The sequence below is a fragment of the Paraburkholderia kirstenboschensis genome, assembly GCF_032806925.1.
Lineage (GTDB): Bacteria > Pseudomonadota > Gammaproteobacteria > Burkholderiales > Burkholderiaceae > Paraburkholderia > Paraburkholderia kirstenboschensis.
The window spans coordinates 2,586,037-2,599,561 of sequence record NZ_CP136512.1 but is presented as its reverse complement, the minus strand read 5'-3'; the positions used below and the strand labels follow the sequence as shown (position 1 = coordinate 2,599,561).

The 13,525-nt window shown below is 61.4% G+C and carries 13 protein-coding genes and 1 pseudogene; 10 read left to right on the top strand and 4 right to left on the bottom strand.

Going from position 1 to position 13,525, the window contains the following annotated elements; all coding sequences use genetic code 11:
* Positions 1-527: 527 nt before the first annotated feature.
* The 7 genes and pseudogenes from RW095_RS20630 (at position 528) to RW095_RS20600 (ending at position 5,245) form a co-directional block, all read left to right on the top strand.
* Positions 528-791: a GmrSD restriction endonuclease domain-containing protein gene (locus tag RW095_RS20630; protein WP_317018014.1), complete on the top strand. Its 264-nt coding sequence runs from the start codon at positions 528-530 to the stop codon at positions 789-791.
* Positions 792-830: 39 nt separating this feature from the next.
* Positions 831-1,034: pseudogene (locus RW095_RS20625) on the top strand (erythritol/L-threitol dehydrogenase); the annotation flags it as partial.
* A 347-nt stretch (positions 1,035-1,381) separates the two neighbouring features.
* Positions 1,382-2,215, top strand: coding sequence for an ABC transporter substrate-binding protein (locus tag RW095_RS20620; RefSeq protein WP_317018013.1), 834 nt, complete (start codon positions 1,382-1,384; stop codon positions 2,213-2,215).
* Between the two features lie 49 nt (positions 2,216-2,264).
* Positions 2,265-2,984, top strand: coding sequence for an amino acid ABC transporter permease (locus RW095_RS20615; protein ID WP_317018011.1), 720 nt, complete (start codon positions 2,265-2,267; stop codon positions 2,982-2,984).
* 22 nt (positions 2,985-3,006) lie between these two features.
* A complete protein-coding gene (locus RW095_RS20610; protein WP_317018010.1) occupies positions 3,007-3,654 on the top strand; it encodes an amino acid ABC transporter permease in 648 nt (215 codons plus the stop codon).
* Positions 3,651-4,403 carry an amino acid ABC transporter ATP-binding protein gene (locus tag RW095_RS20605; protein WP_317018008.1) on the top strand — a complete coding sequence of 251 codons (753 nt, stop codon included), beginning with the start codon at positions 3,651-3,653 and terminating at the stop codon, positions 4,401-4,403. Before RW095_RS20610 ends, RW095_RS20605 begins: the two co-directional genes overlap by 4 nt.
* 80 nt (positions 4,404-4,483) lie before the next feature.
* On the top strand, positions 4,484-5,245 hold the full coding sequence (locus RW095_RS20600) for an IclR family transcriptional regulator (protein WP_317018006.1): 762 nt from the start codon (positions 4,484-4,486) through the stop codon (positions 5,243-5,245).
* Between the two features lie 131 nt (positions 5,246-5,376).
* On the opposite strand, the gene RW095_RS20595 is transcribed toward RW095_RS20600, so the two are convergent.
* Genes RW095_RS20595 through RW095_RS20585 form a run of 3 tightly spaced genes read right to left on the bottom strand, consistent with a single transcriptional unit; the run spans position 5,377 to position 9,453 of the window.
* Positions 5,377-7,029 (bottom strand): tannase/feruloyl esterase family alpha/beta hydrolase, encoded by a 1,653-nt coding sequence (locus tag RW095_RS20595; protein ID WP_317018005.1) that lies wholly within the window; start codon positions 7,027-7,029, stop codon positions 5,377-5,379.
* A 25-nt stretch (positions 7,030-7,054) separates the two neighbouring features.
* A complete protein-coding gene (locus RW095_RS20590) occupies positions 7,055-8,095 on the bottom strand; it encodes a hypothetical protein (RefSeq protein WP_317018003.1) in 1,041 nt (346 codons plus the stop codon).
* 8 nt (positions 8,096-8,103) lie between these two features.
* A complete protein-coding gene (locus tag RW095_RS20585; protein WP_317018002.1) occupies positions 8,104-9,453 on the bottom strand; it encodes an MFS transporter in 1,350 nt (449 codons plus the stop codon).
* A 113-nt stretch (positions 9,454-9,566) separates the two neighbouring features.
* Here RW095_RS20585 and RW095_RS20580 point away from each other — a divergent pair, with 113 nt between their 5' ends.
* The 3 genes from RW095_RS20580 to RW095_RS20575 all read left to right on the top strand — a co-directional run bounded on the left by RW095_RS20580 (position 9,567) and on the right by RW095_RS20575 (position 11,549).
* Positions 9,567-10,475: a LysR family transcriptional regulator gene (locus RW095_RS20580; protein ID WP_317018000.1), complete on the top strand. Its 909-nt coding sequence runs from the start codon at positions 9,567-9,569 to the stop codon at positions 10,473-10,475.
* A 412-nt stretch (positions 10,476-10,887) separates the two neighbouring features.
* Complete coding sequence (locus RW095_RS41540; RefSeq protein ID WP_394365159.1) at positions 10,888-11,067, top strand: CcdB family protein; 180 nt, start codon at positions 10,888-10,890, stop codon at positions 11,065-11,067.
* 134 nt (positions 11,068-11,201) lie between these two features.
* Positions 11,202-11,549: a hypothetical protein gene (locus RW095_RS20575; RefSeq protein WP_128585198.1), complete on the top strand. Its 348-nt coding sequence runs from the start codon at positions 11,202-11,204 to the stop codon at positions 11,547-11,549.
* 379 nt (positions 11,550-11,928) lie between these two features.
* Here the strand turns inward: RW095_RS20575 and RW095_RS20570 are convergent, their stop codons facing one another.
* Positions 11,929-13,398: a DEAD/DEAH box helicase gene (locus RW095_RS20570; protein WP_317017998.1), complete on the bottom strand. Its 1,470-nt coding sequence runs from the start codon at positions 13,396-13,398 to the stop codon at positions 11,929-11,931.
* Positions 13,399-13,525: the final 127 nt, after the last annotated feature.

Sequence of the window (13,525 nt, the reverse complement as noted above, 5' to 3'; positions counted from 1 at the left end):
CGGCCAAAAAGCGTCGCAATTTGACTGTATGTGTTCCGTAAGATATCGAGCGTTGGTATAGCCGAAATAAGCGGCCGCATCGCGGCGCAAATTGGCTGAATTAAAAAGTCGGCGGCACACAGGCCGACAACACGCCGTAGATCTCGCCTATGCGGATGTCCGCTCTACTTTGATACTGTTGAAAAAGTCGCCGAGGAGGTTTTAGCAGTTGTTCTGCGCGAATATTGACCTCTCAGATCGGCCTATAAGCCGCTCGCACATGCCGCCCAGGGGTAAGAGGACCCCTGAAAACCTCATGAAATAGACGACCAGCGACTTTTTCAACAGTATCCTTTTCAACCAGCCGTTCGCGCTGGAAGCCGACCACCGGCTGCAACGGGTCGTCGAGACTCATTCGCCGTTCTCGGGAGCCGACGTTCGACAACATCCCATCGCGAACCGCGGCGGGCGCCGCGGTCGACCCACAAGGAACGGTCGATCGCGCCCGAAGCGTCCCTTCAATCGAGTTCGCTCGTTATTGTTAAACGATGGTTTTGCCGGTCCCGTACAGTCGACGCATTACTCGGTACTTGCTGCTCCAGTTGGACTTTCAGTACCACGATCACGCCCACCGCATGCCTTTCGGTTCGCCGTCGGTCGAACACGTGCTTCCACAAAAGCCTGCCGCTAGCAGAAAATGGCGTGCAGACTTCTCCGACGAGCAGTGCAAGGAATCGACTAACCGAATCCAGAACTCGGTGCTGACCACCGCGAAGAAGAAGAAGAAGAAGAAGAAAAAGCCGGCGATATAGTTCGTGACGCCGAACTGCCGGTCCGGCAGCGACACGACGACGAACTGCTCCATCATCGGCGACCGCAAGGAATTCGACGCGCGCGGCGCGCATCTCGGCCTGTATTGCTATCCGATCGCAATCGATCCGCTCGCCCGCGGGCACCTCACGTCGAAACGCATCGCCACGCATGGCCTCCCACTCGAAGAATGCGACGAGGCGATCAGGATCGCGAATTCACTCGACTCGATCCGGTGCTGCTAAAGCTCCGCGTGTAATGGGCAGCAACTGGTCGCGCCGCGATCACTCCATCCGTCGACTACAGATCTCCCTGCAAATCCTCACGGTCGCGACGACGGCCGCCTGGTTGAATGCCCTCCCCGAGACTTTCTCCGCGCCTCCGCATGCCCACACCGACGCGCGTGTATACCCGCTTGTCATGCGATTTTTTCCATGGAACACTGGGTCGCATCCGCTGTGCCGGATTCGATTCCGATATACCGGACACACAGCCAGTTCTGCGATCTATTCGGTTTTCACGCCGGCGTGCAGCCATAACCGCTCAGGTCGCGACTTCCGTCCAGCATGGGATTCCTTTCACAGGGCCGAAAATGAAACTGTTCAGAAAAAGCGTAAGGTTCGCGTGTTTGTCCGCTGTCGTCGGCCTGCTGGCACTCACCGGTTGCACCAAGGTCGCGACGACCGGCCAGGATGTCGCTGCGGGTTCTACCTTGCAGGCCGTCCTGCAACGCGGCACGCTTCGCGTCGGCGATTGTCTGACCTTCGCGCCATTCGGCTTTTACGACAAGGCCGGGCAGCCGGACGGCTACGACGTCGATCTCGCGAAAGAACTGGCAAAGCAGATGGGCGTGAAGCTCGAAATGGTCAACACCACGAGCGCAAACCGCATTCCGAATCTGCAGACCGCCAAGGTCGACGTGGTCTTCTGCAACTTCACGCGCAACCTCGAGCGTGCCAAGGAAATCGCGTTCACGACGCCGTATGTCGTCGCAAGCGAGGCGCTGCTCGTCAAGAAGAGCAGCGGCATCCAGTCGGTCAAGGACATGGCGGGCCATACGATCGCGACCGTGAAGGGCTCGACGAACGGCGACGAAGTACGCGCGCTGGGCATCCCCGTGAAGATCCAGGAATACGACAGTTCGGAAGCCGCGATCCTCGCCGTCAAGCAGGGCCAAGCCGATGCGATGATCGAGGACAACAACTTCCTTGCCTATCAGGCGAAGCTGGACCCCGAACTGACCGTGACCAACGAAGCCCTCGTGCCGCTCGAATACAACGCGTTCGGTGTGAAGGCGGGCGATCAGGTCTGGCTGAATTACCTGAACCTGTTCCTGTTCAACATCAACGCGTCGAAACAGAACGCGCAGTTGTACACGAAGTGGTTCGGCACCCCGCCCCGCTATCCGCTCAACCCGCAGTTCTGAACACGAACGCGCGGCGCCCGCGACGGTACGGCTTTGCGAAGGAATGGCGATGAGTTATCAATGGCTGACACTGTGGGGCTATGTGCCCGAATTCTTTCAGGCCGCGTGGCTCACGTTGCAGATCACGCTGCTCGCATTTTGCGTCGCGCTGATCCTCGGACTGCTGACGGCGCTCGCGGGCGCTTCGCATCTCGCGCCGCTACGTGTCGTCGCGCGCGGCTATATCGAGCTGATCCGCAATACGCCTGTTTTGCTGCAGATATTCATCGTGTTCTTCGGGCTGCCGTCGCTGGGCTTGAATCTGACCGCGTACACGGCAGGCGTGATTGCGCTCGGCGTGAATGTGGGTGCGTATATGGCGGAGGTTTTCCGCGCCGGCATTCAGTCGGTGCCGCGCGGACAGATCGAAGCGGCCGGCATTCTCGGCCTGGGCCGTTCGCAGGTCTTTGTCGAAGTCGTATTGCCGCAAGCGGCACGCGCCGTCTATCCCGCCATCGTCAACAACCTGATCCAGTTGCTGCTCGGCACGTCGCTGCTGTCCGCGATTGCGTTGCCTGAATTGACGGGCACGGCGACCGTGATCAATGCACGCACCCTTCTCTATATCCAGACGTTCTCGGTTACGTTGATCGCGTATCTGATCCTGAGCAACTGCCTGTCATGGATCGCGGAACAGATCGGCGCGCGCGTGTTCCACCCGCCCCTCATGCTCAGGCAGCGCACGCGCCGCCGGCTTCTGCTGATTCCGCGTCAGGCGAACCGCACCTGAACCGTCGAAGGGGAAACTGCCCATGTCAATCGAACTGCTGACAACCAGCCTGTCGATCCTGCTTCAGGGACTGGTCGCGACCTTGCTTCTCTCCGCGGCATCGATTGCCGGCGGCACGCTGATCGGCCTGCTCGCCGCCGTATTGCGCTCCTTCGGACCGTGGGGCAGCGCGCGCGTCGCAAAGCTCTACACCGAACTGTTTCGAGGCACACCCGTGCTCATCACGCTGATGTTCATCTATTTCGGCGTGTCGTACTTCGGCTATGCGATCGATGTGTTCGCGGCGGGTGTCGTCGGCTTGAGCGTGTACCAGGGCGCTTATATCGCCGAAGTATTCCGCTCGGGCATCGAAGCCGTGCCCAAGGGGCAATGGGAAGTCTCGCAGATTCTCGGCCTCGGCAAGATGCAGACGTTCTTCTCGGTCGTGTTGCCGCAGACGGGCAAGATCGTATTGCCGCCGCTGATCGGTCAGTACCTGTCGCTGATCAAGGATACGTCGATCGTCAGCATGATCGGCATGTCGGAATTGATGCATGGCGGACAGGCCATCGTCGATCGCGTCGGCAAGCCGGTCGAAATCTATGGACTCGTCGCCGTACTGTATTTCGTCGTGTGTTTCCCGCTGTCGCAGTGGGTGCGCCACCATGATCGTAGGAGCCTGTTGTCATGACCACATCCGTCGGGTCGAAGCCGGTCATCAATCTGAACGGCGTCAGCAAGTCTTTCGGCGACACGAAGGTGCTGAAGGAAATCAATCTCGAAGTGCGCCCCGGCGAAGTGCTCGTGCTCATCGGCGCATCCGGTTCCGGAAAGAGCACAGTGCTGCGCATCATGGCCGGTCTCGAAACGGCCGATTCGGGCGAAGTGTGGGTCAACGAAGTTCCGCTGCACGATGTGCGCCGCGCGAAGGAGATCCGCGGTCATGTCGGCATGGTGTTCCAGCAGTTCAATCTGTTTCCGCACAAGACTGCGCTCGGCAACGTGACGCTCGCGCTGATCAAGGCGCGCAAGATGAGTCCCGCCGACGCGCGCAAACGCGCGATGGACGTGCTCGACCGCGTGGGCCTCGCCGACCGCGCCGAACACTATCCGAGCCAGTTGTCGGGCGGCCAGCAGCAGCGTGTAGCCATCGCGCGGGCGCTGGCTGTCGAGCCCGGCATCATGTTCTTCGACGAAGCGACCTCCGCGCTCGACCCGGAACTGGTCGGCGAGGTCACAGAGGTCATGCGTGGGCTCGCGCGCGACGGCATGACGATGGTCGTCGTCACGCATGAAATGGGTTTCGCGCGCAAGACGGCAGACCGCGTCGTGTTCATGGACAAAGGCGTGATCGCCGAACAGGGCGTGCCGGAGGAGATTTTCGTCATGCCGCAGAACGAGCGGACAAGGCAGTTCCTGCACCGCGTGCTCGATCATTGATCGCGTCGCCTGTCGCGAAACAACGAATGACAACAACACAGGAACGAACTGAGATCCCTATCGGCGACGGAGTCTACGGAATGTCTGCATCAGAATCGACACGGGCCCGGGGCGTGGACCGCGTGATCGGCATTTTCAGGGAACTGCATACCGCGCGGCGTCCACTGACGATGCGCGAACTGATCGAGGCCACGCGTGCGCCCCGTTCGAGCGTCTACGAGCTGGTCACGATTCTCACGGAGGCAGGTTGGCTCGACACGGCGGCGGACGGCAGCGTGTTTTTCGGGCGCGAGATGCACTACTACGGCGCCGATTACGCGATGCACAACGATCTGATCAGTCGCGCGCATCAAACCATACTCGGTCTCGTCCGCAAGTACGACGAGACGACGCAACTGTGCATGCTGGAAGGCAACAAGTACACGGTAGTGCTGTCGGAGAACAGCACGCGCCCGTTCAACATTACCTCCGATATCGGCGTGAAGGTGCCGATTCCGTGGACAGCGACGGGGCGCCTGTTGCTCGGACATCTGACGGATGACGACGTCCATGCGCTGATTCCAGACGAAGACTACGTACTGGATGACGGTCGCCGCATTGCATGCGACGACTTCATACGCGACGTTCGCGACGCGGCAGCGCGAGGCTATTGCTGCACGGAGGGTCTTTCGATGTCGTTCCGGCTTTGCATGGCCGCGCCTGTGCGCGATCGCACCGGCCTGCCCATCGCCGCGCTGTGCTTCATGACGGGGCGCGACACCGATCCCGGCAAGCGTGCCGCAATGCTCGACGATCTGATTACCTCCGCAAGATCGTTGTCGCAGCCATCCATGCGCACCTGAATCCGTCCGTCGGATCGGGTCCCTCAACGTCCCTCTCCGACACGTGCTCGATGAACTGAGCAAGGGTCTCGACGTGTTCCCATCACGCGCAGTGGTTTCACAGGCAGCTCCACTGAAGGCACCACCCTTCGTCAGCGAGTGCACTGGAAGCTCGCCGCAGCGTTCACATCGCCGCCGATGTACTTCGGCCACAGTGGATACCGGCACAATGGGCGCGTCCTCCCGAGCGTTGCCGCGTTAAGGTCGCTCATGGCCAGCGTTTCAGGCGCCTTGCCACTGCCGACCCATTGATCGAGTGCGGAGAGCGAATCGATGGCGGGGTGAAACGGCCCCGTGCCATGGCCGACGCCCGGCATCAGATAAAACCGCACGAAGCCGTCGACCGTTCCTTGCCCGAAACGTTGCACCAGGCCGATGTAATAGTCGGTGCTTGAATCGGTGCTCACGATCTCGTCGGCAAGACCGTGCGTCATGATCAGCTTGCCTCCTTTCGCGACATAGGCGCTCAGATCGGTGCTCGTTGCATCGGTCAGCGCCGACACCGCCTGCACGCGCGACTCATACGTACCAGGATTGACTGGATCGAACGTCAACGAGTCGAACGTGGGCACACGCGTGACAAAGTACTTGACCCATTGATCGCCCGTCACCCACTGGTTCGCGTCCCTCTTGCCCGCAGGATTCGCAGGCACTTTAGACTCGCCGAGATCCCGTGTCGTGTACGGCCCCGCGAACACCGAACCCGCGAGGATGTTGTACCCAGCGTAATGCGTCACGCCGTTCGCAAGCGGATAGGGCAACTGCAACGGTGCTGCGATGGTCTGAACAGTCGCGATCTGCGCATCCGACAGACACGTGTCGCCCGAGTCCGCACCGTTCGCGCAACGCACGGACGCCAGCACCGTCGCCGATTGCGCCTTGCACGCCGCCACGTTCGAAACGATGCCGTCGGCCACGCCGTCGAGCGCATCACACGCGCTCATCACGGCGTTCTGCAGCAGCACCGTTTTTGCAACGTCGAGCCACCCCGCACCGCTGTTCAGGTAAAGCGCGCGGCCCAGCACGACATTGCTCAAACGCAAGCCCGTATAGTTGAGCGCCGGGCGATTCACGACGATGCCGTCATAGTCCGCGGGCCAGCGTTGCGCTTCGCTCAATCCGTCGCGACCGCCTGTCGAACTGCCGAAGAAATAGGTCTTGTCGGGCGCGCTCGCGTAACGCTTCCTGATGAGCGCCATCGCGACGTCGTGCGTCTTCTTCAGGCTCAGGCCGCCGTAGTTCGCGAGCGATTCGTCGTTCGCCGCGAACTTACCGTCAGTGATGCTGGAACTCTGATGCCCGGAATCGTCGCCGAACGTCGCGTAGCCGCTGGCAAGGGGCGTCGGCGTGCCGGTTGGGGCCATGTCGAGCGGATCGACGCCGGTAATCAGGGCGCCGTCGAAACCGCCGCCGCCATAATGCAGCGCCTTGTGGTTCCAGTTGGTCGGCAGATTGACCTGGAACCTGATCGATGGGGCCGCTGGATCGACGGGTGCGATGGCGCCATTCACCTGGCAATATTCACCGCTGGTCTCCGCCAGCGTCGTGCTGGCGATCGTGGCGCCGCCGGTCGGCTCGGCAATCGAAGATGCCGGAATCGACAGGCCGTTCAATGCCGCGCATTGCGTGGCCGCTGATGGCGGGGGCGGCGAGCTTGCCGAAGCGCCGCCGCCCGAACCATTGCCGCCGCAGGCGCTGATGCAAAAGCTGAGGGCGAGCGCCCACCACAACGGTCTGTTGTTCATCGTCGTCTCCTGGTTGGATTGATTGCTATTCGAGTGCGCCGCCTTGCTGCTCGACGCGACATTCGGCGAGCCGCACGGCGGGGCCAAACAATGCGCGCACGCCGGCCTGCGACACGAACATCGCGTCGCCACTGTGCGCCGCGCCTTGAACTTCATGTAGCTCATGCCGCAACTGCGGATGCCGTGCGCGCAGATACGCGTAGTAGGCCCGGCCGCGCGCGAGGCGGTGCGGACCTTGCATCATTGCCTCGCACGAGCGGTCGAGAGCCGGATGCGCCGGATCGTTGTCGTGCGTGCCGAGCAGATAGGTCACGTCGTGATCCACATAACGACGTTCGAGCGATTGCGCGTCGAGTCCGTCGGCATAACGAGGAAGTTGTTCGGTGCCGTATTTCCATTCATTGAATCGGGCGCATGCAGCTTGATCAAACGCGCCCGGCATGTCCTCACGATGCGGCCGCCAGGCGTCGAAGTACACATACGACGAAGGATTCGCAATGACATAACGCACCTTCACACCGCGCGCGCGACTGGCTGCTGCGGCGTCGCTGAGTATCGCGTGCCGATGCGCGACCTGCGCACCGCCGGAATGCCCTGCAATCACAATCTCCCGCAACTTCGGATAGCGGCCGCCCTGCTCGTTCTGCACGTAATGTTGGATGAGCGCATCGAGCACATCGAATGAGCTGAGCGGCGCGGGACCGATTGCGTCGAGTCCGCCCATCCACGCGGTCCATTCCCAATGCAGACAGTCGTCCGCCAACCGATGACGCTCGACGTCTGCCGTTGCGAGAAACTGCGGCACGGCAAGTATCACGTTGTTCGCATCGAGTGTGGACGAATTGAGCGCACGCTGCGTCGACCGGAGGTAAGCGTCGGCGTCCCGCAGTCTGCCGTGCAGCATCACGACGACCTGCGTCGCCTCCGCCGGCTCCGCGCTGCCGCCCGTGAACAGCGGCACTTTTGCTTTGCCGCGTGACGTGGAAACGGTAAACCGCTCACTGGCCACAATCTTCACAGGCACTTCGTTACGTGGCCGCACCTCATGATTCGAGGAAAGATTCATCGCGGCACTCACGCTCCGTCACCCGGCCACAACTCGGGTTCGCGGCACAAGCGCCGCCCGGACGCCGTCAACCCGACCAGCAGCAAGGAGACGATGCCGGCAAAGATCAGATACCACGCCGGCACCATGCGCGAGCCAGTGACGTCGATCAATGTCGAAACCGTGAGCGGCGCGAGGCCACCGAACAGCGTGACGGCCGCGTTGTACGACAGCGCCACACCCATCGAACGCGTGACCGTCGGAAACAGCTGCGTGAGCATGCCGGGGTGCGCACCTGACATGAAGCTGAGCACGACAGTCGCGATCATCTGCGCGGCGACGACGCGTTCGGGCGTCGGTGCTGCAAGCACCCATGCGAAGAGCGGATACGCAGCGCATACCCAGACGATCGTCACTGGAAAGAACAATCGATATGCGCCGAAACGGTCGGCGAGACGCCCTGCCAACGGATAACCGACAATGCCGATCAATCCGGAGATGGCCGTGCCGAACAGCGCATTCCTGAGCGGCAGGTGCAGCTGGTGCTCGACATATAGCGGCATGTACGAATGCCACAAATAATTGGTTGCGGCTCCAACAACGATGACGCCCATCGCGCACAGCGCCGCATCGCCACGCTCGCGAATGAACGTCCGCAGCGACTGGCGTGGCGCATGCCCGAGCCGCTCCCGTAGCTGCACGAATTCCGGCGACTCCCCGACTTTGTGCCGGATGTAGAAACCCACTGGCCCGACCAGCGCGCCGAGCAGAAACGGCACGCGCCAGCCCCACGACACGAGCGACTCGTGCGGCAGACGCGTGGTGAGCACAAACGAGCATAGGGACGACAGAAGCAGCGCGACGGCCTGCGACGTCATCTGAAAACTGCCGAAGAACATTTTGCGTCCGGGCGGCGCGTATTCCGTCAGCATCGCGGCCGCGGTCGCGAACTCGCCGCCGACTGAGAGCCCTTGCAGAATGCGCGCGCCGATCACCAGAAGCGGCGCCGCAATGCCGATAGCCGCGTAGCCAGGAGTCAGTCCCATCATCAGAGTACTTGCTGCCATTAGAAGAATCAGCAGCGACAACGTCTTGCGCCGCCCATAGCGATCCGCGCATGCACCGATGATGACGCCGCCCACCGGCCTCACCACGAAGCCGACGGCAAATGTCGCGAGCGTCAGCGTGATCGACACAAAGCCGTTGCCGACAGGAAAAAACACCTGTGCGATGGTCCTCGCAAAGTAGCCGTAGATGAGAAAGTCGAACCACTCGAGGCCATTACCGATGACCGACGCAAGCACCGCGCGGCGCATTTGCGAACGGCTCAGCGGCGTTGCAGTCGAGGCGGGCATGGCGGATTGCAGCATGGATTGCATGTGTCTCCTTTGGTCGTCTTCTGCCTTTTGGAGGAAGCGTACGTGCCGGTCCGGCAAATGTAAAATACATGTGAGACACGGCCGCCATATCCATTACATATACCAGAGAGACGATGGAACTCAGACATCTACGCTATTTTCTTGCCGTCGCCGAGGAAGGCCAGTTCACGCGCGCCGCCGCGCGGCTGCACATCCAGCAGCCGCCGTTGTCGCAACAGATTCAGGAACTCGAACAGGAACTGGGCTTCGCGCTTTTCATGCGGCAGCCGCGCGGCGTCGTGTTGACGGCGCCCGGCGAGACGTTCGCCGCGCGCGCGCGTTCGGTACTGCTCGAACTGGACAACGCCGTCGTCCATGCGCGCCGGGTGGCACAAGGTCAGATCGGCACGGTGCGAGTTGCGCTTACGAGTTCGGCGGCGTTTCACCCGCTCACGCCTACCGCTATTCGCAATTTTCGCAACATGTACCCAGAGGTCGCGATCGAGATGAACGAGGTAAATGCGGCGGAGATCATCGAAATGATGTTGAACGGGCGCGCGGATGCAGCCATTCTCCGCAAACCGGTCGAAACGCCTACCGGGTTGCGCTTCGAACTGCTCACCGAAGAACGCATGTTGCTGGTGCTGCCCGTGGGGCACCGGCTGGTCAGCAGCCGTGCTGTGCCGCTCAAGCAGCTCGCGAACGAGTCATTCATCTTCGTGCGCCGGCCCGGCGCGCCCGGCATGTACGCGGATTTCATCCGGGCTTGCCAGTCGAAGGGATTCGAGCCGAACGTCGTGGAAGAGGTGCCGCGCATGGTGACGGCGATCAATCTTGTGGCAGCGGGCGGCGGCGTATCGCTCGTTCCCGCGTCGATGCATCGTTACCATCAGGAAAGCGTGCGCTACTGCCGGGTTACCGGCGATCAGGCATTCCACGCGCCGTTGCATCTCGTCACCCGGCATGATTTGCAAAGCCCTGCTGCGTCGCACTTCCGTGAAGCGTTGTTGACGTTCGTCCACCAGCACCCGTATCGCGAGTGATTATGAGTTGGGCAAGCACCTGTCGATCCCGTGGCAGTCGCCCAATGGATCGCCATTCGTTAAGCGCGCCGGCCTGCATTTTGAATGGGCGGCGACCATGCTTGCCGCGCGCCACTGCATCTCGTCACCCGTTGTAACTCGCAGAGCTCGGCGGCTTCGCACTTCCGCCAGACGCTGCTCACTTCGTGCATCAGCATCCGAACCGCGATTGTGTGTTGGGCTGAGTCTCAGCGAAATCATTTCCGGGGCCACGGGTTAACGGGCTCGACTCCGTCAGGGCTCGGGTCCCCAGGCGGTACCGGTGGGTAGTCGCCTGGGTCGTGAAAGGGCCCGCGATATTTGTGCATGTCAGTTGCGCCGATAGCGAAGCGCCTCGACGACGAGCGAAAGTGCCGGCGACGATCGACGCTGACTGGCGAAAACCGACCTGCTTCCCGTTTTCGATGTCCACGGCGAAGAATGTTTCCTTAATACGCCCGGCATGAGCGCGGTCCCCGTGAACGTTCCCGGCAAGTGCATCGGTTCCTTTTCAGATCGACGTGGGGCCATTCTCCCGGCGCTCGACCGGATCTTCGGCCATACTGAGCGATAACAGGGCGGCTTGGTGCCTTGGTGCGAAAGGGACGACCCTCGTATCAGCGAATCAACCTCAAACCTCCAGGCGTTAATCTCGCTGTTGCGCTTCACCCTTGAAACCGCCCCGGGAAAACCGCGATCGGAGATGCGATGCAATTTGACAAGCAACAGGAGAGGCTCGGGCAGAGTGGCGCAACTATGCGTCCTGGTCCGCGGAGCTTATTGGCGAAGGCACTAGCCGTGGTGATAGGCGCTGCGCTGCTGGTCGTGGGGTTCGCCGTTTCGCTTGTGATGCTGGCAGTGGTGCTTGGGGCAGGGGTTGTGATCGGCGCTTTCGTCTGGTGGAAAACACGCGATCTGCGCAAACAACTTCGTGAGCAGGCAATGCGCGCACAGCAGATGCACGAACAACAGGTGCGCGAGCGCACGGGCCAGCGCATGGATAACGGCGACGTGATCGAGGATGTCGAGTTCCACGACGAGACTCGACAGAAATAAGCGCTGCATCGTGGCTTCGCATGCGCCGCCGCGTTACCGCCCGCGAGAGGGGCCGGAATCTGGCTGCGGCGCAAACTATCGATCGGGGGCGAGCGAAGTGTTGTCAGCCTATGCGTCACGATTGCAACGCTGGTGGCCCACTTCTGGCTCGAGCCGCGGCCCGGCGACGCCCGGATCCTCAGGACCTCGCCAGAGAGCCGATCACGATCGAACGCTCGCTACGCACGTTTTCGGCGTCCATTCGGGCCCGAAGTCGATATTGATCCTGATTTCGGTGCGTCGTAATCCTCTGACCTCATTCACGCCGAAGCCGCGCCGCTGCCTGCCAACGGGCCAATCGACAGCCAGTTCGAAGGCTGGCGTTATTCACCCCTACGGATCAGGGTTGGCGTTTGCCTCGACCATTAGCTGGTCTGCCAGCCGGCTTACGCGAAGCCGCAGTTGGTTTGCTGGCTGGTTTGCTGGCTGGTTTGCTGGCTGGTTTGCTGCGTGGCTTTTGCACGCTGAACGGACTAGCGCTGGACACGCTTGTGCCTTTACCCCCGGCCACAGCGCGCTGCGCCGCAGACTTGCGTTTGTTCTCGCCACTTTGCGGGCGCGGTTTTTTGCTGGCCACCTGCATGGCGCCCGACGCAGCTTGCGACACTTTGGGCTTCTTAGGCTTCTTGGGTTTTTTGATGATCTCGCCCGTCGCGCTAGTTTGCGGCACGCGGTGTTCGGCTTCAAAGCCAGGCTCTTCTTCACGGGGCAGCGTTCGCCGGATCAGCGCTTCAATCGCGGCCAGTTGCGGCGCTTCATCGGCACACACAAGGGACACCGCCACGCCGCTCGCGCCCGCGCGGCCGGTACGGCCAATACGGTGCACATAGTCTTGCGGCGCGAGCGGCAGATCAACGTTGATCACCAGCGGCAGGTCGTCGATATCCAGCCCGCGTGCAGCCACATCGGTGGCTACCAGCATATTTACTTCGCGCTTCTTGAAGCGCTCTAGCGCACGAAGGCGCGCGGGTTGCGGTTTGTCGCCATGGATGGTGTCGACCGCATAGCCCGCTTCATCCAGCATGGCGGCCAGGTAATCCACGCCATTGCGGGTTTTGACGAAAACCAGCGCGTGCTCCCATTTGTTCTCAGCCACAAGATGCATGAAGAGGTCAGGTTTGTTCTTTTTATCCACCGGCACCACCCACTGCTTGATCTTGCTAGCCGTGGCATTGGGCGGGCTGACGCTGATATTCACCGGGTCGCGCAGAATGTTCGCCACCATCGCGCGAATATCATCGGTAAAAGTGGCAGAGAACAGCAGAGTCTGGCGCTGAGCGGGCAAGGCAGCAAAGACGGCGTTGAGTTCGCGCTCAAAGCCCAGATCCAGCATGCGGTCGGCTTCATCCAGCACCAGCGTTTGCACCTGATCGAACTGCACGGCGTTCTGACGGTTGAGATCGAGCAAACGGCCCGGCGTGGCAACGAGCACATCCACGCCTTTGCGCAACTTCATCATCTGCGCGTTGATACTCACACCGCCATAGGCGGCCAGGAATCGTAAGTCCAGGCCTTTGCCGTACTCGATAAAGCCTTGCAGCACCTGCTCAGCCAGTTCACGCGTGGGCACCAGCACCAGAACACGCGCGCGGTTGCTGGACACCGCCGGGCCGCGTTGCACCAGCCGTTGCAACAGCGGCAGCGCAAAACCCGCCGTTTTGCCAGTGCCGGTCTGTGCCGCAGCCATAACGTCCTTGCCACTGAGCACAGCGGGAATCGCCTTGGCCTGCACCGGCGTGGGTGTCTGGTAATTGAGGTCCTGCACATTACGCAGCAAGGGATCGATCAGGCCAAGCGAGGCAAAAGACATTGGCGTACTCCGGGATAAAACCGCAATTCTAGCGGTTGGAGTTGGACGGAAATGGAGGTGTTGATCCCGGGCGTTGGGTGACCACCGTCGGTCGATGGATCGCGGTCGGAATCCAGCGTGCAACGAA